Source organism: Microbacterium paraoxydans, assembly GCF_900105335.1.
Lineage (GTDB): Bacteria > Actinomycetota > Actinomycetes > Actinomycetales > Microbacteriaceae > Microbacterium > Microbacterium paraoxydans.
The window spans coordinates 3328729-3347660 of sequence record NZ_LT629770.1; the positions used below are offsets into that span (position 1 = coordinate 3328729).

Annotated in this window: 20 protein-coding genes and 1 pseudogene; 10 read left to right on the plus strand and 11 right to left on the minus strand. The window is 71.2% G+C overall.

Annotated features, from left to right (window positions below):
- Positions 1-11 precede the first annotated feature (11 nt).
- Complete coding sequence (locus BLU02_RS16170; protein WP_025103077.1) at positions 12-1334, minus strand: bifunctional o-acetylhomoserine/o-acetylserine sulfhydrylase; 1323 nt, start codon at positions 1332-1334, stop codon at positions 12-14.
- Between the two features lie 160 nt (positions 1335-1494).
- Here BLU02_RS16170 and BLU02_RS16175 point away from each other — a divergent pair, with 160 nt between their 5' ends.
- The 3 genes from BLU02_RS16175 to BLU02_RS16185 are packed head-to-tail and all read left to right on the plus strand — an operon-like array spanning position 1495 to position 3612.
- On the plus strand, positions 1495-2277 hold the full coding sequence (locus BLU02_RS16175) for an SDR family oxidoreductase (RefSeq protein ID WP_174521450.1): 783 nt from the start codon (positions 1495-1497) through the stop codon (positions 2275-2277).
- The gene (locus BLU02_RS16180; RefSeq protein ID WP_025103079.1) at positions 2274-2993 is read left to right on the plus strand and encodes a uracil-DNA glycosylase; all 720 of its coding nucleotides are present in this window, start codon (positions 2274-2276) and stop codon (positions 2991-2993) included. Before BLU02_RS16175 ends, BLU02_RS16180 begins: the two co-directional genes overlap by 4 nt.
- A gap of 4 nt (positions 2994-2997) precedes the next feature.
- Positions 2998-3612: a GNAT family N-acetyltransferase gene (locus BLU02_RS16185; protein WP_060922988.1), complete on the plus strand. Its 615-nt coding sequence runs from the start codon at positions 2998-3000 to the stop codon at positions 3610-3612.
- Between the two features lie 87 nt (positions 3613-3699).
- On the opposite strand, the gene BLU02_RS16190 is transcribed toward BLU02_RS16185, so the two are convergent.
- From BLU02_RS16190 to BLU02_RS16215, 6 genes are all read right to left on the minus strand, one after another.
- Positions 3700-4488, minus strand: coding sequence for an ABC transporter ATP-binding protein (locus BLU02_RS16190; protein ID WP_082750133.1), 789 nt, complete (start codon positions 4486-4488; stop codon positions 3700-3702).
- Positions 4485-5276, minus strand: a complete 792-nt coding sequence (locus BLU02_RS16195) for an ATP-binding cassette domain-containing protein (protein ID WP_060922987.1) — start codon at positions 5274-5276, stop codon at positions 4485-4487. The genes BLU02_RS16190 and BLU02_RS16195 overlap by 4 nt, the downstream gene beginning before the upstream one ends.
- A complete protein-coding gene (locus BLU02_RS16200; protein ID WP_060922986.1) occupies positions 5273-6142 on the minus strand; it encodes an ABC transporter permease in 870 nt (289 codons plus the stop codon). Before BLU02_RS16200 ends, BLU02_RS16195 begins: the two co-directional genes overlap by 4 nt.
- Positions 6139-7089, minus strand: a complete 951-nt coding sequence (locus BLU02_RS16205; protein ID WP_060922985.1) for an ABC transporter permease — start codon at positions 7087-7089, stop codon at positions 6139-6141. The genes BLU02_RS16200 and BLU02_RS16205 overlap by 4 nt, the downstream gene beginning before the upstream one ends.
- A gap of 16 nt (positions 7090-7105) precedes the next feature.
- Positions 7106-8623 (minus strand): ABC transporter substrate-binding protein, encoded by a 1518-nt coding sequence (locus BLU02_RS16210; protein WP_060922984.1) that lies wholly within the window; start codon positions 8621-8623, stop codon positions 7106-7108.
- Positions 8624-8715: 92 nt separating this feature from the next.
- Positions 8716-9633 (minus strand): alpha/beta fold hydrolase, encoded by a 918-nt coding sequence (locus BLU02_RS16215; RefSeq protein WP_060922983.1) that lies wholly within the window; start codon positions 9631-9633, stop codon positions 8716-8718.
- 177 nt (positions 9634-9810) lie between these two features.
- Here BLU02_RS16215 and BLU02_RS16220 point away from each other — a divergent pair, with 177 nt between their 5' ends.
- Genes BLU02_RS16220 through BLU02_RS16230 form a run of 3 tightly spaced genes read left to right on the plus strand, consistent with a single transcriptional unit; the run spans position 9811 to position 11522 of the window.
- A complete protein-coding gene (locus BLU02_RS16220) occupies positions 9811-10287 on the plus strand; it encodes a carboxymuconolactone decarboxylase family protein (protein ID WP_060922982.1) in 477 nt (158 codons plus the stop codon).
- Complete coding sequence (locus tag BLU02_RS16225) at positions 10284-11018, plus strand: tyrosine-protein phosphatase (protein WP_060922981.1); 735 nt, start codon at positions 10284-10286, stop codon at positions 11016-11018. The genes BLU02_RS16220 and BLU02_RS16225 overlap by 4 nt, the downstream gene beginning before the upstream one ends.
- Positions 11019-11051: 33 nt before the next feature.
- The gene (locus tag BLU02_RS16230) at positions 11052-11522 is read left to right on the plus strand and encodes an SIP domain-containing protein (protein ID WP_060922980.1); all 471 of its coding nucleotides are present in this window, start codon (positions 11052-11054) and stop codon (positions 11520-11522) included.
- A gap of 1 nt (position 11523) precedes the next feature.
- Here the strand turns inward: BLU02_RS16230 and BLU02_RS16235 are convergent, their stop codons facing one another.
- The 4 genes from BLU02_RS16235 to BLU02_RS16250 all read right to left on the minus strand — a co-directional run bounded on the left by BLU02_RS16235 (position 11524) and on the right by BLU02_RS16250 (position 15664).
- Complete coding sequence (locus BLU02_RS16235; protein WP_060922979.1) at positions 11524-11967, minus strand: hypothetical protein; 444 nt, start codon at positions 11965-11967, stop codon at positions 11524-11526.
- Entirely contained in the window at positions 11964-12767 is an 804-nt protein-coding gene (locus BLU02_RS16240; RefSeq protein WP_060922978.1) for an arginase family protein, read from the minus strand. Before BLU02_RS16240 ends, BLU02_RS16235 begins: the two co-directional genes overlap by 4 nt.
- Before the next feature lie 63 nt (positions 12768-12830).
- Positions 12831-13574, minus strand: a complete 744-nt coding sequence (locus tag BLU02_RS16245) for a PspA/IM30 family protein (protein ID WP_025103092.1) — start codon at positions 13572-13574, stop codon at positions 12831-12833.
- Between the two features lie 59 nt (positions 13575-13633).
- A complete protein-coding gene (locus BLU02_RS16250; RefSeq protein WP_083371058.1) occupies positions 13634-15664 on the minus strand; it encodes a TPM domain-containing protein in 2031 nt (676 codons plus the stop codon).
- A gap of 122 nt (positions 15665-15786) precedes the next feature.
- Here BLU02_RS16250 and BLU02_RS16255 point away from each other — a divergent pair, with 122 nt between their 5' ends.
- The 4 genes and pseudogenes from BLU02_RS16255 to BLU02_RS17935 all read left to right on the plus strand — a co-directional run.
- Positions 15787-16626 (plus strand): DUF3097 domain-containing protein, encoded by an 840-nt coding sequence (locus BLU02_RS16255; RefSeq protein ID WP_060923040.1) that lies wholly within the window; start codon positions 15787-15789, stop codon positions 16624-16626.
- Positions 16627-16667: 41 nt separating this feature from the next.
- Positions 16668-17393: a tRNA (guanosine(46)-N7)-methyltransferase TrmB gene (trmB, locus tag BLU02_RS16260; RefSeq protein WP_060923041.1), complete on the plus strand. Its 726-nt coding sequence runs from the start codon at positions 16668-16670 to the stop codon at positions 17391-17393.
- Entirely contained in the window at positions 17390-18241 is an 852-nt protein-coding gene (locus tag BLU02_RS16265; RefSeq protein ID WP_060923042.1) for a CPBP family intramembrane glutamic endopeptidase, read from the plus strand. The genes trmB and BLU02_RS16265 overlap by 4 nt, the downstream gene beginning before the upstream one ends.
- A 66-nt stretch (positions 18242-18307) precedes the next feature.
- Positions 18308-18919 (plus strand): annotated as a pseudogene (locus tag BLU02_RS17935) (DNA polymerase IV); the annotation flags it as partial.
- Positions 18920-18932: the final 13 nt, after the last annotated feature.

The following is an 18932-nucleotide window of genomic DNA, read 5'->3' on the forward strand; positions in this document are numbered from 1 at the left end:
GGAGAGGGGGCTCAGGCGCGCGCGGCCTCGGAGACGGCGCGGGCGGCGGCGAGCGCCTGGTCGAGATCGGCCTTGAGGTCCTCGATGTTCTCGAGTCCCACGGACAGGCGGACGAGGCCGGGGGTCACACCCGCGGTGAGCTGCTGCTCGGGCGTGAGCTGGGCGTGCGTCGTGGAAGCCGGGTGGATGACGAGCGAGCGCACGTCGCCGATGTTGGCGAGGTGGCTGAACAGGGAGAGGCTGTTGACGAACTCGCGTCCGGCCTCGACACCGCCCTTGAGCTCGAACGACAGCACGGCGCCGACACCCTTCGGGGCGTACTCGTTCGCCTTGGCGTACCAGGGCGAGGACGGCAGGCCGGAGTAGTTGACCGCGGCCACGTCGTCGCGGCTGTCCAGCCACTCGGCGATCTCCTGGGCGTTCTGCACGTGGCGCTCGATGCGCAGCGACAGCGTCTCGACACCCTGGATGAGGTTCCACGCGCTCTGCGGGGCGATGGCCGAGCCGAGGTCGCGGAGCAGCTGCACCCGGGCCTTGATGATGTAGGCGAGCGGGTCGCCGACCGCGGCCGTGTAGCTGGCGCCGTGGTACGACGGGTCCGGCTCGGTGAGTCCGGGGAACTTCTCGACGTTCTCCGACCACGCGAACGAACCGCCGTCGATCACGACGCCGCCGATCGTGGTGCCGTGGCCGCCGAGGAACTTCGTGATCGAGTGGACGACGATGTCGGCGCCGTGCTCGAACGGACGGATGAGGTACGGGGTCGCGATCGTGTTGTCGACGATCAGCGGGACGCCGTTCTCATGCGCGATGTCGGCGACCGTGCGGATGTCGAGAACGTTGATCTGCGGGTTGCCGATGGTCTCCGCGAAGAACAGCTTCGTGTTCGGGCGGACGGCGCGACGCCACTCCTCCGGGTCGTCCTGGTTCTCGACGAAGGTGACCTCGATGCCGAGCTTGGCGAGGGTGTACTTGAAGAGGTTGTACGTGCCGCCGTAGATCGAGCTCGACGCGACGAAGTGGTCGCCGGCCTGCGCGATGTTGAGGATCGCGAAGGTGGAGGCGGCCTGACCGCTGGAGAGGACGAGGGCGCCGGTGCCCCCTTCGAGCGCGGCGAGGCGCTGCTCCAGGACGTCCTGGGTCGGGTTCTGGATGCGGGTGTAGATGTTGCCGAACTCGGCGAGCGCGAAGAGGTTCGCGGCGTGGTCGGCACTGTCGAACACGTAGGACGTGGTCTGGTAGATCGGCGTCGCCCTGGCCTTGGTGACCGGGTCGGGGGCGGCGCCCGAGTGGATCTGCTTGGTCTCGAAACGCCAGGTCTCGGGTGCGGACATGTGTTCCCCCTGGAACGGTCGGAAGGTCGGATGGGCTGGTGCCCTTGCAGCGAGAGTACGGAATATCGCGCCGTGTCAACAACGACCGGGAAATGTGACGTAACACGGCGAGGGGGCTGCGAACGGGCGGAACCCGCGCGGACATCGTACGGTGGAGGACATGGCCAACAGACGTGCAGTGGTGACAGGTGCGAGTTCCGGGATCGGTCAGGCGACGGTGCGGGTGCTGCGGTCTCGGGGGTGGGACGTCGTCGGCGTCGCCCGCCGCGCGGACCGGCTCGCCGCCCTGTCCGCCGAGACCGGGGCGTCGACGATCGCCTGTGACCTGACCGACGACGCGGCGGTGGCGGCGCTCCTCGGGGAGCTCGAGCGCACCGGACCCGTGCACGCCCTCGTCCAGGTCGCCGGTGGCGCGCGGGGGACCGACCGCGTCGAGGACGCCGCGCTCGCCGACTGGCAGTGGATGTACGACGCGAACGTCCTCGCGACCCAGCGCCTCGTCGCCGGACTGCTGCCGCTGCTCCGTCGCACCGCGGACGTGGACGGACACGCCGACCTCCTGTTCGTGACCTCGACGGCCGCGCAGACCGCCTACCCGGGCGGCGCAGGCTACAACGCGGCGAAGGCGGCCGAGGCGATGCTCGTCCGCGCGCTGCGTCAGGAGCTGAACGGCGAGCCGCTCCGCGTGGCCGAGGTCGCTCCGGGGATGGTGCACACGGAGGAGTTCACGCTGAACCGGCTCGGGGGCGACGCCGTCGCCGCGGAGGCCGTGTACTCCGGGGTCGAGGCGCCCCTTCGCGCCGAGGACGTGGCGGACGTGATCGCCTATGCTCTGGACGCTCCCGCCCACGTGAACCTCGACCTCGTCACGATGCGGCCCGTCGCCCAGTCGGCGCAGCACCTGCTCGCGCGAGGCCCGCTGCGGGTCCGGCCCGTCGAGTGAGCGGAGGACGCACCCTCGCGGAGCTCGCCGACGAGGGACTGATCGACGCGGGATGGGCGGAGGCGCTGGCCCCGGTGCAGGACACCATCACGGCGCTCGGGGAGCGGCTGCGCGCCGAGCAGGCGGCCGGTCACGGATATCTCCCCGCGGGGCCGAACGTGCTGCGCGCCTTCCAGCGTCCACTCGCCGACGTGCGTGTGCTCATCACGGGCCAGGACCCCTATCCGACCCCCGGGCACCCGATCGGGCTGTCGTTCGCCGTGGACCGCGATGTGCGGCCGCTGCCGCGGAGCCTGACGAACATCTACAAGGAGCGGGAGGCCGACCTCGGCCTCCCGCCCGCACCGCACGGAGACCTCACCGCGTGGAGCGATCAGGGCGTGCTGCTGCTCAACCGCGTCCTGACGGTGCGCCCCGGAGCGGCCGCCTCCCACCGCGGTTGGGGGTGGGAGCAGGTGACGGAGCTCGCGATCCGCACCCTCGTGGCCCGGGAGCAGCCGCTCGTCGCGATCCTCTGGGGGCGTGACGCGGCGAACCTCCAGCCCCTTCTCGGCGACACCCCCGTGATCGCCTCGGCGCATCCGTCCCCTCTCTCCGCGAGCCGTGGCTTCTTCGGCTCCCGGCCCTTCTCCCGCGCGAACGCGCTCCTGGAGGGACTCGGCAGTGCTCCGGTGGATTGGAGGGTGGAGGGCGAGGCGTCCGGCTCTCTAAGCTGAGCGCATGCAGTTCGAGCCGGGGGACCGCCGCCGCGTTCTCCCGCGTCATCTGCGACCGGCGACCGCGCCGGACACGTTCTCCTACGTCATCAGACCGGCACGCGCGGCCGATCTGCCGCACGTGCGGGAGATCTACAACCACTTCGTCAGCAATTCGGCCGTCACCCTGGACGAGCGCCGCAGCAGCATCCCGTATTGGCGGGACAAGTTCACCCTGCTGGAGCGGCTCGGGCTGCCGTTTCTCGTGGCGGCGTCGCCCTCCGGCGCCATCCTCGGGTATGCGCTCGCGCAGCCGTGGGCGGGCAAGAACGCGTACCGGTACACGGTCGAGGACTCGATCTACCTCGGTCCCGGCGCGGCCGGCAAGGGTCTCGGGTCGGCCCTTCTGCAGGCGCTGATCGCGGCGTGCGAGCAGCGGGGGCTCCGGGAGATGGTCGCCGTCATCAGCGACCAGGGTGCGGAGGCTTCGATCCGGCTGCACGAGAAGCTGGGCTTCGTGGAGGCCGGTCGTATGGGGCGCGTCGGCCACAAGTTCGGCCGCGACCTCGGCACCGTCTACCTGCGCCGCGTGCTGCGCCCGTCCCGCCCTCGCCGTCGCCTCTCGCTCTTCCCGCGCTGACCCCTCGCCCCACCCCTTTGCGTGCCTCCCACCCCGTTGCGAGCGCACGCAAAGGGCCGGGGCGGCCGCAAAGGGGTGGGTCGGCGATCAGGCGTCGGGGATGACGGGGATCGCGGAGAGGAGGGCGCGGGTGTAGTCCGCGGTCGGGTGCAGGAGCACGTCGCGCGTCGGACCGCGCTCGACGATGCGGCCGTCCTTCATGACGACGACCGTGTCGCAGAGGTTCTGCACCACGCCGATGTCGTGCGACACGAGCAGCAGCGTGAGCTCGTCCGCGACGCGGAGTTCCGCGAGCAGCTCGAGGATCTGTGCGCGCACCGTGACGTCCAGCGCCGACAGCGGCTCGTCGCCCACGAGGATCCGCGGACGATGGACGAGCGCACGGGCGAGAGCGATCCGCTGCCGCTGCCCGCCGGAGAACTCGTGCGGATAGCGGTCGCCCATCTCGGGGTCCAGGCCGACCCGGGCGATGACCTCGCGCACCCGTGCCCGATGGTCGCCGTCGATGCCGAGGGCCCACAACGGCTCCCGCACGATCTGCCCCGCGGTCATCCGGGGGTCGAGGGAGGCGTAGGGATCCTGGAAGACGAGACCCGTCTGCCGACGCAACCAGTGCAGGGATCGCGCGGAGGCCCCGGCGTCGACGATCCGGCCGTCGACCGACACGGTGCCCGCGGTCGGTCGGTCCAGGCCCAGCAGGAGTCGCACGAGTGTCGACTTCCCCGAGCCGGACTCGCCGATGATCCCCAGGGAGGCGCCCTCGGGCACGTCGAGGTCGGTCGGCTGGAGCGCCGTCTGCCGCCGCTTCCGCTCGAACGCCGTCCGCTTCGGCACGACGAAGTCCCGTCGCAGCCCGCGCGCTTCGATGAGGCTCATGCCGCTCCTCCCTCGGGCCGCCACAGCGTCGCGGTCGCGTCCCGCAGCAGCCCCTGCGTGACGGGAGAGGTCGGCGCGGTCAGCAGCCCCGACACCGGTGCGCTCTCGACGACGCGACCGTGCTCCAGCACCACGCCCTCGGTCGCCACCTGGGACAGCACCGCGAGGTCGTGCGTGATGAACAGGAGCGACATGCCCTCGTCAGCGACGAGCCCGAGCAGCAGCGACAGGATCTCGGCCTGGATCGTCACGTCGAGGGCCGTCGTGGGCTCGTCCGCGATCAGGAGCCGCGGACGGCAGGCGAGGGCCATGGCGATCGCGACGCGCTGCCGCTGGCCGCCGGAGAGCTGGTGCGGATACCGGTCGACGATGGTCTCCGGATCGGGGAGTCGCACGCGGGCGGCTTCCGCGATCGCCCGCTCGCGGGCCTCGCGCCTGCCCAGGCCTTCGTGGATGCGGATGGACTCCGCGATCTGGCGGCCGACCGTCCGGATCGGGTTGAGCGCCGTCCGGGGCTCCTGGAACACGATGCCGATGTCGTCACCGCGCAGCCGGGCGAGCTCACGGTCCGGCATCCCGATCAGCTCAGTGCCGTCCCACCGGATGCTCCCGTGCGCCGTCGCGCCCTCCGGCAGCAGCCCGAGCACGGCGAGCGCCGTGAGGGACTTGCCGGAGCCGGACTCGCCGATCACCCCGAGCCGGGTGCCGTCGGGGACCTGGAGCGAGACGCCGTCGACCACCCGGCGTCCGTCGATCTCGATGACGAGATCCTCGACCGTCAGACTCATGCGACCACCGCCGGTGTGTGCGTCTCGGCGGCACGGTGCCGCAGGGTGGGGTCCGTGGCTTCGCGGAGCCCGTCGCCGAGCAGGTTGAGGGCGAGCACGGTCAGGGTGATCGTGAGCCCGGGCCAGATCACGGTGAGAGGGTGCACGCCGATGTAGCGCTGGAGATCCGCGAGCAGCAGCCCCCAGCTCGGTTCCACGACCGAGGCCCCGAAGCCGAGGTACGACAGGCCGGCCTCCGCGAGGACGGCGACGGCCATCGACCACGAGAGCTGCACGATGAACACCGGAGCCACGTTCGGGAGGAGGTGACGGACGAGGCTCTGCGCGGGGGTGAGGCCGGACGCGCGCGCGGCGAGCACGAAGTCGCTCTGCTGCACGCGACGCAGCTCCGGCCGCGTGACCCGCGCGATGTTCACGCCGAACCCGATCCCCACCGCCCAGATCACGACCCAGAGCGATCCGCCCCACACCGACGAGATCATCATCGCGATCAGCAGCACGGGGAAGGCGATGAGGATGTCGACGAACACGGCGACCGTCTCCCGCGCCAGCCGGGTGGTCAGGGCGCCGAGGGCGGCGAGGGCGATCCCCACCACAGTGGCCACGAGTCCGGCGCCCACGCTCACGAACACGGTGGTCCGCGCCCCCGCCATGAGCAGGCTCAGGATGTCGCGTCCGGTGTCGTCCGTACCGAGCAGGTGCGGCCAGCCCGGCGGCAGCCAGCGGTCGCCGATGTTCGAGGCCCGCGGGTCGAACGGCGTCCAGAAGAGGGACACGACGGCCGCCAGGGCGACGATGGCGATGACGATCAGTCCGAAGCGGCCGGTCGAGGTCCGCCAGAGCCGAGGGAACCACCGAGCGCTCATGCGGCCTCCCGCTGTCGAGGGTCGATCGCCCGGTGTAGCAGATCCACGAGGAAACCGACCACCAGCACGAAGCCGGTCAGCACGAGCAGCTCGCTCTGCACCTTGACGAGGTCGCGGGTGCCGACGTCGGTCACGAGCATGCGGCCGATGCCCGGAAGCGTGAACAGCTGCTCGATCACGACCGAGCCGACGATGATCCCGGCGACCTGGAGGCCGAGCACCGTGATGATGGAGAGCCCGACCGCCGGGATGCCGTGCTGGATGAGGGCGCGGGTCTTCGTCAGACCCTTGGCGGCCGCGGTGCGGACGAAGTCCTGTCCGGCCGCCTGCAGGGTCGCGCTGCGCACGAAGCGCATGAGCATGGCGCCCTCGACGATGCCGATCGTGAGGGCGGGCAGCAGCAGCGCCTCGATCGCTCTGCCCGGTGTCGACCACCCGGTGCGGGGGAAGCCCTGGGGCGGCAGCCAGCCGAGCCACACGGAGAACACGACGATCAGCATCATGCCCGCCCAGACGACGGGGACGGCCGCGAGAGCCTGCGCGCCCACGCTGAGCGCCGTGCCGTCGCGGTGGCCGCGACGCAGGGCGGCGAGGATCCCGAACGGCACGGCGATGAGCACGGCGATCACCAGCGACATGATCCCGAGCGGAACCGTGACCTGTGCCTTCACCAGCAGCTCCTCGCCGACGGAGGCGCCGGACAGCAGCGACGTGCCCAGGTCGCCGCGGAGGATGCCGCCGATCCAGTCGGCGTACTGCGCGAGCAGAGGCTGGTTCAGCCCCAGCGACTCCCGCAGCGCCTCGACCTCGGCGGGGGAGGCCTGGGTGCCGGCGATGAGCTGGGCCACGTCGCCGGGGAAGACGCGCAGGGTGAGGAAGATGAGCGCGCTCGACACGAGGAGCCCTGCGATCAGCAGGGCTCCTCGGACGAGCGCGTAACGCAGCACGGAGCGTCGACCGTCGTCAGCTCGCGGCGGAGACGGTCACACCCGCGAGGTTGATGCGCGAGTTGATCGAGTCCTCCGGGAAGCCGCTGACCACCGGATTCACGGCGGTGATGGTCTGACCGTTGTAGAGCCAGTCCGCAGCGTGGTCCTCGGACACGATCCGGGCCGCCTCGGCGAGGAGCTTCGCGGAGGCCTCGGGATCGACCTCGGCCAGCGCCTGCGTGTAGAGGTCCTGCACCTCGGCGTTGTCGTAGCCGAAGTAGTAGTCCGGGTTGGCGAAGTTGCCGAAGTCCCGCGGCTCGACGTGCAGGACGAAGCTGAGGTCGTAGTCCTTGTTGGTGTACACGTCCTCGAGCCAGGTCGGGAACTCCACGGAATCGACCTCGAGGTTCACGCCCACCTTGTCGAAGTCCGAGATGAGCACCTTCGGGACGGTGGTGCCGTAGAACGACGGGATCGTCAGCGTGAGATCGAGGTCCTCCTGGCCGGCCTCGGCGAGCAGCTCCTTGGCCCGCTCGGGGTCGTAGGAGATGACGTCGGAGAGGTCCTCGTAGCCGGGGTCGAGCTCGGGGATGGGGCCGTACAACGGCGTGCCGGCGCCGACGGCCTCGATGAGCGCCTCGTGGTCGATCGCCAGGCGCAGGGCCTCGCGCACCCGGACGTCGTCCAGCGGCGCCTTCTTGTTGTTGAAGGCGAGCGTAGCCTTGTCGGTCGTGCGGCCCGTCGTGAGGCTGAAGTCACCCGAGTCCTCGAGCTGCGGAGCCAGGTTCGGGTCGACGGCGGTGAGGACGTCCACGTCGCCGGCGAGCGCCGCGTTCACGCCAGCCGTGAAGTCGGGGATGTACTGGAACTCGACCTCGGCGACGCCGGCCGGCTCGCCCCAGTAGTCGTCGTTGCGGGCGAAGGTGATCGTGCTGCCCTTGTTCCAGCGGGTGAGGGTGAACGGTCCCGTGCCGTTCTCCGCGGTCTTCAGATCGGTGGTGTCGCCCTTCTTGAAGACGAGGCCGGCCGGACCGGTGAGGGCGAAGAGGAAGTTCTGGTTCGGCTCGGACAGCACGATCTCGACGGTCGTGTCGTCCGGAGCGGAGATCGAGGAGACGGACGCGAACTCCGCGTTGCCCTGCACGGTCTCGTCGGTGCGGACGGTCTCGTAGGAGGAGACGACGTCGGCCGCCGTCAGAGGCGAGCCGTCGTGGAAGGTGATCCCGTCGTTGAGGGTGAAGGTGTAGGTGAGGCCATCGTCCGACACCTCGTAGTCCGAGGCGAGCCGCTCCACGACCTCGTTGTCCTGCGTGCGGCTGACCAGTCCCTCGTAGATGTTGTCGATGAGGATCTGCTCCAGCGCGGCACCGCTGGTGTGGCGGATGTCGAGGTTGGTGGGCTCGAGCACGAGACCGACGTGCAGGGTGGCGTCGGGGTCGGGTTCGCCGCCCGCCGACGGTGCAGGGTCGGCGGAGCCGGAGCAGGCGCTGAGGATCACGGCGGTGGCCGCGAGGGCGGAGATCAGCGCGAGGCGTCGATGACGTCGGAACATGGGTGTTTCCTCTCGGTGCGGCAGGTGCTGTGTGCCGGTGGGACGAGCCTAGGGTCGGGCGGGATGCGGCGCGGCGGCCGTGGAACGGAACGTCATATTCCGGCGGCGGCCGCGGAGCCGACGAGAGCGGCGAGGTCTCGGGGTGCCGTCTCCTGCACGTTGTGCGTGGCGTCCATCGCGACGACCCGCGCCTCCGGGAGGCGGCGCTGGAATTCCTCCGCGTCGGCAGCGCTCACGAAGCCGCGCTCGGCGCGGACGAGCGTGACGGGCGCAGTGACCGCCGCCAGGTCGTCCCAGCCGGTCTCATGCAGGACCGACGGTGCCGTCGCGGTGCCGGGGTCGTGGGCGGCCAGAGCGGTGGCGGCGAGGTGGGCGAAGTGGTGCTTCCACTCGACGCGGCCGTCCGCGCGGACACGGGTGTTGAGGAAGACGCCGCGCTCGGTCTCGGGGCGAGTGCCGCCGAACCCCAGGGCCATCGCCTTGTCGACGAGCTCGTCGCGGGTCGCGAAGTCCGTGGGCCCGGCGTAGAACTCCCGGAGCGCCGCGGGGCCGGCGGACACGTCGATCCCGGGAGTGATGTCGACGACGATCAGAGCGGCCACGAGGTCGGGCCGCGCCGCGGCGACGGCGGCGCCGGTGAGACCGCCGAGCGACTGTCCCACCAGGATCTGCGGCGCGGAGACCCACGCGTCCAGAGCGGCGACGACGTCGGCGGCGAGGGTGCGGGGGGAGTAGTCCGCGTCGTCGCGCCAGGAGGAGTCGCCGTGGCCGGCGAGGTCGATCGCCAGGAGCGGCTGCCCCAGCGCCAGCGCCGTCGTGTCCCAGGTGTGAGCGTTCAGACCGGCGCCGTGCAGCAGAGTGATGCGCGGCGGCTCGGACCCGAAGTGCAGCCCGCTCACGACGCGACCCTCGGGGAGGGGGAGCGTCAGGCGCTCCACGGTCGGAAGCGGCACGCCGAGCGCGTCGGCCTGCGCGGGAAGATAGGAGAACTCGCTGGTGTCGATCGCCACGCGGCTATTCTGCGCCCCGATTCGACCTCACAGGAAATGTCGGAGCAAAGTGACAAGATGAAAGATGATAAGGCAGCGCGATATGCAGAGAAACAGCGCTCGCAGGTTCGCAGTCTGCATTTCAGTGAGGCCGGTCGCGCACCGTCTCCCGCGCCCGGCGCCGAATATCATGGAGGTATGACCGAACAGCGCGTGCACCTGTCCAAGACGGAGCCTGCGGCCTACCAGGCCCTCGACGCCTTCTCGAAGACGGTCGGCGCGATCTGCGCCGAGAACGGGATCGACGATCGCCTGGAGGAGATCGTCATGATCCACTGCTCGCAGCTGAACGGCTGCAGCTATTGCACGCGGGTGCACGTGGACCGGGCGGTCGCCGCAGGACTGGATGTCGACACGATCAGCCAGATCTCGGTGTGGCGCGAGAGCGGTGTGTTCAGTGATCGGGAGCGTGCCGCGCTCGAACTGGCGGAAGCCTTCACGTTCATCGCGGAGGACGGCATCTCCGACGAGGTCTACGACCTGGTGGGGAGCGTGTTCACCGAGAAGGAGTACGCCGCGTTGAGCTGGGCATGCGTGTCGATCAACGCCTTCAACCGCATCGTCATCGCCGGGCGCTATCCGGTGCCCCCGCGCGGCTCCCAGGCGGGGGCGTGACGATCCTCGACGTCGAGGGCGTCACGAACGTCCGGGACGTCGGCGGGATCCCCGCGGAGGGTGGGCGCATCCGCCCCGGCGTCCTGCTGCGCTCCGGTCAGCTCTCCACCGCGACGACGAACGGCGCCGCGCTCCTGAGGTCTGCGGTGCGCCACATCGTCGACCTCCGCGACGGGGAGGAGGTCGCCGCGGAGCCGAGCGAGATCGAGGGCCCGGAGACGACTCATCTGCCTTTGTTCCTCGGGTCCGTGCGCTCCTTCTTCGAATCCGACACGAGCCTCGACGACCTGTACCTGCATCTCCTGGAGGAGAGTGGGGAGCGCCTGGTCGCCGCTGTCCGGGTGATCGCCGCGGGGGAGCCGACCCTGGTGCACTGCACGGTGGGCAAGGACCGCACGGGTGTGACGGTCGCGTTGGCGCTCTCGGCGGTCGGCGCCGATCGGGATGCCGTCATCGCCGACTACGCCCTCACCGAGTCGCAGTTGCCGGCCGAACGGTCGCGGCGCATCGCCGCGTATCTGCGGTCGCAGCACCCCGAGGCGGTGCACGCGGTGGATCTCGCGACCCGCTCTCCCGCCGAGGTGATGCGTCGCCTGCTGGCCCAGGTGGACGAGCGCTGGGGGTCGGCGGCCGGCTACCTGCGCGCGAACGGCATGACCGAGAGGGAGCTCACCGCGCTGCGCGAGGCCCTCGTCGAGCCGGTGACGGAAGAACGCGTCGTCGAAGGTTAGGCAAGCCTTCGCTTGGTGTACGATGGGATCACCATGGACACCACGCTCGACACCCGAGGCACGCGTGCGGCTCGCCGCGCGGCGCGCCGTCGCGCACACCACCTGGTGACCGCCGACGAGCACTCGCTGCTCGACCTCGAGGCGTTCCTCGCGACCCTCCCGCTGTGCGCGTCCGGTCGCATCTTCATCGAGGTTCCCGACGCCTCCGACATCGGCGTCATCCACGCGCCCGGTCGCATGACGGTCACCTGGCTCGCCCGCTCCGCACGCTCCGGAGCCCCGGGAAGCGGTCGCGGCTGCGCGCCCGGACAGGCCCTGGCCCGAGCCACCTGCGCATGGGCCGACGAGATGCTCGTGGACGACGAGGTCGAGACGCACGTCACGCTGCTCGGGGGTTACCTCGGCACCGCCGACATCGTCGAGCACCTCACCGACCGCCTCGGCGTGGCCGTGAACCGGATCCGCGTGCCGGAGCGCTTCGGACTGCTTCCCGTCGAGGGCTGAGTCAGCGGGAGCGGCGCACGTAATTGCCGTCTTCCAGCCCCGCTTCGATCTCGAAGCGGTTCCGCAGCGGGTTGCGTCCCGCGAACAGATAGAGCACCGGCATCAGGAAGCCGTAGCGCAGCCACTGCTGCTTGTGCACGGCCTCGTGGCGCAGCACCGCGTCGGTGGGCCGCGCGTCGCCGGTGAGGAAGCACCCGCCCACGCAGACGCCGCCGCGGTGGAAGGTCCATCGGGGCATGCCCCGGAACACCCAGAGTCCGCCGCGCCGTTCGATCGGACCGGTGCTCCACAGCGCGCCCCAGATCCAGCCGACGGCCGTTCCCCAGAGGTAGCCCAGGCGGCTGATCGGGGAGCGCAGCAGGAAGGAGGGGATGCGGCGGTCCGCCCGGCGTCCGCGGGCGAGGCGCTCCGCCGCGACCGCCTCCCAGTCGGGTGCCGGGCTCACGCGACGGCTCCGACGAGGCGCAGGATCGCGCCGAGGTCGTCGACGGCGTCGGCCGGCGTGCGAGGGGCGAAGCCCGCGATGGTCGCCCCGGCGAGGGGGACGCGGCTCCGGAGCTCGCGGATCGCCGTGCTCAGGGACGCGGGGGTCACGCCGAAGGGCACGGCGGCGGAGACTCCGGTGAACGACGCCGGGTCGAGGACGTCGACGTCGATGTGCACCCACACCCGCTGCGCCCCCGTGGCCTGCACGGCGTCGGCCAGCGCCGCGGGGTCGTCCAGATCGGCCACCCCGAGATTCCGGAGGCGGTCCCATTCGTCGGTCTCGGACTCGTCGAGGTTCCGGACACCCACGGTGATGACGCGATCGCGGGGGATGCCGGGGGACAGAGCGAGCTGCGGTTCTCCCTCACCGAGGACCGCACGCAGCGCCATGCCGGAGAAGGCCCCGGACGGCGAGGTGTCCGGCGTGTGCAGATCGCCGTGCGCATCGCACCAGACCACGGCGAGGTCGTCGGTTCCGCCGGGGAGCGTGTCGAGTGCGGCGACGGTGATGCTGCAGTCGCCGCCGATCAGCACGGTTCCGGCTTCGAGATGTCCGGCGACGAGATCCCGCGTACGTGTGAGGGCGCTGAGCCGCCGGACGCCCGTGCCCAGCGCCTCGCCGGCTTCGACCGGAACGTCGAGGACCGTCGTCGCCGCACGCGGGAGATCGCCTGCGATCGCCGACGCGCCGTCGACGAGGAGCATCGCGCGCGCGGCGGGCGAACCCTGCCACTGCGGCACGACCAGGAAACGCACCATGGGAGACCTCCCGGAGACGGAACCGCGGATGCCCGGGCGTGCGCCCGGGCATCCGCGTCGGTGTCAGTTGCCTTCGAGCGCCTGGCGCGGCGCGGTGCCGCCGGCCTTCAGCTCGGCGAGGCGCGCCTCGACCTCGGTCAGCTCGCCGAGATCCTCGAGGCTCTCGAACTGGGCGTCGAGGCTCGACGCGGCCAGCTCCGCCTTGCCCTGGGCGAGAGCCTCCTGGCGGCGGACCTTGTCCTCGAACCGGCCGAGCTCGCTGGTGGGGTCGAGCACGTTGATGGAGCTGACCGCGTCCTGCACCTTGGTCTGCGCCTCGGCGACCTTGGCACGGGCGAGGAGCTCGCTGCGCTTGTTCTTCAGCTCGTTGAGCTTGTCCTTCATGCCGTTCAGGCCGCTCTTGAGCTTGTCGACGATCTCCGTCTGGGCCGCGATCTGCGGTTCGGCGCTCGTCGCCTCCCGCTCGGCGCTGATCTGGCGCTGCAGGGCGATCTTCGCGAGGTTGTCGAACTTGTCGGCGTCGGCGGTGTTGCCCGCGCCGCGCATCTCGTCGGCCTTGCGGCTGGCGGCGAGGGCCTTGTTGCCCCATTCGTTGGCCGCCTGCACGTCTTCCTCGTGGTCGCGCTCCAGCAGCCGCAGGTTGCCGATGGTCTCCGCGATGGCGGACTCGGCGTCGGCGATGCTGTTGGTGTAGTCGCGGACGAGCTGGTCGAGCATCTTCTGCGGGTCCTCCGCAGAGTCCAGGAGGGCATTGATGTTCGCGCGGACGAGGGTGGAGATCCGTCCGAAGATGGACTGCTTGGTCATGCGTGGTTCCTTTCAGAGGGGCGTCTTCGAGAGCTTGGCGTATGTGTCTGTGCGGGGGATCAGAAGCGTCGACCTCCGGAGCGTCCGCGTCCGCCGCCGCGGGACCCGCCTCCGCCGAAGCCGGAGCTGCGGAAGCCGCCCGAGGAGCGCCAGCCGCTGCTGCGCCGGGACGAGCCGCCGCCCCCGCCGCCGGCGAGGAGTCCGCCGATGATCCCGCCGAGGATGTCCCCGCCGATGCCGGAGCCGCCGGAACGGGACCCGGAGCCGCCGAAGACTCCGCCCCAGCCGTCGTCCGCGTAGGCGCCGGGGGAGTACGCGCGCAGATCGGCCTGTGCGGCGGATGCGGCCTCGCGCGCGAGACCGAGCGCCCGCTGGGCCTCGGCCAGGGCGTTCTCGACATCCGACGTGCGCAGGGTGAGGGCCTGGGTCAACGCGGCGTCGGCGGCCGCCAGGCGCGTGCGGGCGGTGGAGCCCACGGTGCCGCGGCGTGTCTCGATGAACTCCCGGGCAGCCCGGATCTCGGAGGCCGCCTGGGCGAGGGTCTGCTCCAGGAGCTGCTGGGCCCTTCGGGCGCGCTCCACGGCTTCGTGTCCGTGCGCGATCGCCTCGTCGATCTGCGCGTTCGCCGCCGTGAGGGCGTCGAGGGCCCGCTGCGGGTTGCGTGGCGTGGCGACGAGGTCGGCCTGCGCCCTCTGCAGCTGCGCGGTCACCGCCTGGGACGCACCCGCCAGGGCACCGGTCGGGTCGGGCAGTTGCGCCGCCGCAGCCACATCGCCCTGGAGCTCGGTGACGAGCGCCTGCGCCTGCGCCTCGATGCCGGACAGCTCGGTGCCGAGCGCCGTGATCGCCTGGATCAGCTGCGCCGCCTGCGCCACCGCCTGCTCGGCCGTGCGGATCGCGAACGCCGCCTCACCGGAGCGTCCGCTCGTCAGTGCCTGTGCCGCGGCATCGATCGCTCGATCGGCCAAGGACGCGCGCTCCTGCGCCTGTGCCGGATTGTCCGCAATGGTGCTCAGGGCGGCCCGGTCGTAGGTCGCGGCGAGAGCGGCGAGGGCGGGAGCGGCCGAGGCGAGGAGCGGCGTCAGATCGGCGCGCTCTCGTCGTACCCGCTCCAGCTCCTGCGGTGCGTTCTGCTCGAGCTGGCGCAGCTCGTCGAAGGCCTCGGTGTTGTCGTCGAGGATCTCGTCGATCTCGTCGGCCAGCCGGATGATACGGATGTGCCAGGCGCGCCGGTCGTGGACGGAGTCCTCGATCTCATCGTCGAGCTTCTGCCGGAGATCGAACGCCTCGGCGATCTTCGCCTTCGCCTCGTCGACGGCGCGGGAGAACTCCGCGGTCGCGCCCTCGCCGTACTGCGCCACGGCGAATCCCAGCTCCTCCCGACTCGAGGTGATCGCGTCGTCGGCGCGGACGAGTGCGACGCCGGCCTGCTGCTCGACCTGGGCATCGGTGAGCGTGGAGAACGGGTCGGCGGGATCCGGGGTCTCCGGCATGGCGCCCCGCTCGCGGATGGCTGCGTTGCGGCGTGCGCGTCGGACCAGAGCGACGATGAGCCAGATGAGCAGGGCGGCCGCGATCACCCCGACGACGATCAGCGTGACGCGGAGCGCTCCGGCACCGCCGTCCCCCTGGATCTCGTCGGCGGCCAGCGTGATCGCGCCGACCCAGTCGCCGTCGCCGGCGAGCGGGGCGATGGCGTCTTCGATGGCGGCGAGCTGCGCGTCGCTCAACGGCCCGGAGGAGTCCGCGGAGATGTAGAGGCTGCGCCCCTCGACGGCGATCGCGAGGAGGTACTGATCAGGGCCGAGCCGGTTGTCGTTCGCGACCTGGTCGGCCCAGGCGACGCTGTCGCTCGGGTCGGTGAAGTCGTCGACGAGGACGACGAAGAGATCGGCGGAGGAGTTGTCGGTGAGCTCCTGCAGGCGCGACTCGACCTGTTCCTCCTCGACGGGGGAGAGGACGTCGGCCTGGTCGGTGACGTACCCGGAGTCGAGCGTGAGCGGATCGGTCGCGGACGCCGCCGAGGCGGACAGCGCGCCCGTCGCGACCGCGAGGGCGAGAGCGCCCAGCGCCAGCCACCGTTTCGTCATCGTGTTCCCTCCGACCGGCAGCCGAGCCCCATGTGTCGAGTCTATGCACTGGGTCCGACACGCGACAGCACTCGCGCGCCTCTCGGCGTTCGCCCTCAGCGGAGACACATACGCTGGAAGGCATGGACGACAGGTACGGATCGGACGTGCTGGCGACGGGCTGGCGCGAGCGCGGCGTGAAGCCGGTGCCGCAGGTGCCCGCGGAGGTCGATCTCGTGGTCGAGGTCGCGGCGGACGGATTCTGCGGTGCGGTGACCAAGGTGCAGGGCGGTGCGGTGGAGCTCGAGGACCGCGTCGGGCGACGGCGGCTGTTCCCCCTCGGCGGCGGCTTCCTCATCGACGGGGCACCGGTCCGCCTCACGGTGCCGGCGGCATCCGCGCAGGGACCCCGCCGCACCGCCTCCGGCTCCTTCGCGGTGGCGGATCAGCGGGCGCGGACGGCGCTGCCCAGCCGGATCCTCGTCGAAGGACGGCACGACGCCGAGCTCGTCGAGAAGGTGTGGGGTGCCGACCTGCGCGTCGAGGGCGTCGTCGTCGAGTACCTCCAGGGCGTGGACCTGCTGGACGACCTCCTCGCGGCGGAGCCGCCGAGCGCACGCCGGCGGTACGGCGTCCTCGTCGACCACCTCGTCCCCGGGTCGAAGGAGTCCCGCATAGCCGAGGCGGTGGCCCGCGGACCGCACGGCCGGCACGTCCGCATCGTCGGCCACCCGTTCGTCGACGTCTGGCAGTGCGTGACCCCTCGGGCCCTCGGCATCGCGGCGTGGCCCGAGATCCCGCGCGGCATCGACTGGAAGACGGGCATCTGCCGCGCCTTCGGCTGGCCGCACGAGACGCAGGCCGACACCGCCAAGGCCTGGCAGCACATCCTGTCGAAGGTCACGACCTACCGCGACCTGGAGCCCGCGCTCCTGGGCCGGGTGGAAGAGCTGATCGACTTCGTCACCGAGCCCGCGGGCTGACCGCGTCCGGCGGTGGCGGCGCCGGCGACTACCCTGGATCCATGCCCGAACCGCGTACCTTCCGCGACGAGCCGGTGTCCTTCGTGCGTCGGAGCGGCCGGATGTCCGAGGCGCAGGAGCGCGCCTTCACCGATCTCGCCCCGCGCTATCTGCTGGATGTCCCGCGCGCGGTGGCGTGGACCTCCGTGCACCCCGAGGCGCGGTTCGACGTCGCCGCCGAGTACGGCCGGGAGGCGGACCTCTTCGTCGAGATCGGCTCCGGCCAGGGGCATGCCATCGTCGCCGCCGCGTCGAACCGGCCGCGCGACGACTTCCTCGCCGTCGAGGTCTTCCGCGCGGGCCTCGCCCGGACCATGCTCGACGCCGACCGTGCGGGTGTACAGAACCTCCGCGTCGTGGAGGCCAACGCGCCGGAGGTGCTCTCCTCGTACCTGCCGGAGGCCGCGGCGGCCGAGGTGTGGATCTTCTTCCCCGATCCGTGGCACAAGAAGCGCCACACGAAACGTCGTCTGGTGCGGCCCGGATTCGGTGACACGGCGGCCAGGGCGCTGCGCGACGGCGGCCTCCTGCGGCTCGCGACCGACTGGGAGGACTACGCGCTCCAGATGCGGGAGGTGCTGGACGCCGAGCCCCTGTTCGAGCGGGCCTTCGAGGGCGACTGGGCCGAGCGGTTCGACGGTCGGGTCATGACCGCGTTCGAGCGGAAGGGTCTCGCGAAGGGGCGCGACATCCGCGATCTCGTGTACCGCCGACGGGATCGTGCATGACGCAGGCCCCTCCGAGCGCGCCCGTGGGGGTGCGCCTCGTCCCGGCGGCGCTGGTGTGCGCGGCCGCCCCGGCCTTCTTCGTCGTGGCGCTGCCCTGGCTCGGCTGGCTGCTCCTGGCGCTGGGCGTCGGTGCCGCCCTGCTCGTGGAGCGCCGCGGCGAGCCGCTCCCCGGGCCCGACGGATCCCGGCGGCCATCGCTCACGCGGGACCTCTCGCTGATCGCGCTCGGCATGCTCATCGTGAGTGTCATCCCGCTCGCGGCGGAGCTCGACAACCTGGCCATGCTGCGCTTCACCCTCGCGCTCGGCGGTGCGGTGCTCGTGCCGTATCTGATCTCGCGGTTCGCCTTCCGCGACCGGGCGATCCGGTTCCCCTGGCGGACGGGGCAGCGCTGGGGAGTGCTGCACTGGGGCTGGCTCGTCGCGGTGCTGGTGCTCGGCTGGCTGATCCTGCCCTTCTACTTCATCACCAGCGGCGTCTATCAGAACTGGCCCGTGGTGGACACGCCCGATCTCATCGCGCGGCTGTTCGTCGGCGTCGGCGCGGTCGGCATCTGGGATGAGCTGTTCTTCATCTGCACCGTCTTCGCGCTGCTGCGGCGCCATTTCCCCGATGCGCTCGCGAACGCGCTGCAGGCCGTCGTTTTCGTCTCCTTCCTGTGGGAACTCGGGTACCGCGAATGGGGGCCGCTGCTGACCATCCCGTTCGCGCTCCTGCAGGGATTCATCTTCCTCCGGACGCACTCGCTGGCCTACGTCGTCACGGTGCACCTCCTCTTCGACGCGGTCGTCTTCGCCGTCCTCGTCCACGCCCACAACCCGGGGCTGCTGCCGATCTTCCTCGTCTGACGGGGTGACTTCCCCGGCGTCAGCGGCCACACTCGATGCATGGCCGAGTGGGTGCTGCATGTCGACATGGATCAGTTCATCGCCGCGGTCGAGGTGCGGCGCCGCCCGGATCTGGCCGGACGGCCGGTCATCGTCGGGGGCCGCGGCGACCCGACCGAGCGGGCCGTCGTCTCGACGGCGTCGTACGAGGCGCGCGCCTTCGGCATCGGGTCGGGGATGCCGTTGAAGATCGCGGCGCGCAAGGCGCCGGAGGACGCGGTGTTCCTGCCGGTGGATCACGCGGAGTACGAGCGGGCGTCGGACGAGGTGATGGCGGCGCTGCGGACGCTGCCCGACGTGGTGCTGGAGGTGATCGGGTGGGACGAGTGCTTCCTCGGCGTCGTGACCGACGACCCGGAAAGCGTCGCGCGGGCCGCGCAGCGCGCGGTGGAGGAGGCGACGGGTCTGCACTGCTCGGTGGGTATCGGAGACAACAAGGTGCGGGCGAAGATCGCGACGGAGTTCGGCAAGCCGCGAGGCGTGTTCCGGCTGACGGCCGACAACTGGTTCGCCGTGATGGGCGACCGGCCGACCCGTGACCTCTGGGGCGTGGGGCCGAAGGTGCAGAAGCGGCTCGCGGCACACGGCATCGCCACGGTGCGCGAACTCGCGGCGGCGGACGAGGAGACCTCGTCGCGGAGTTCGGTCCCAA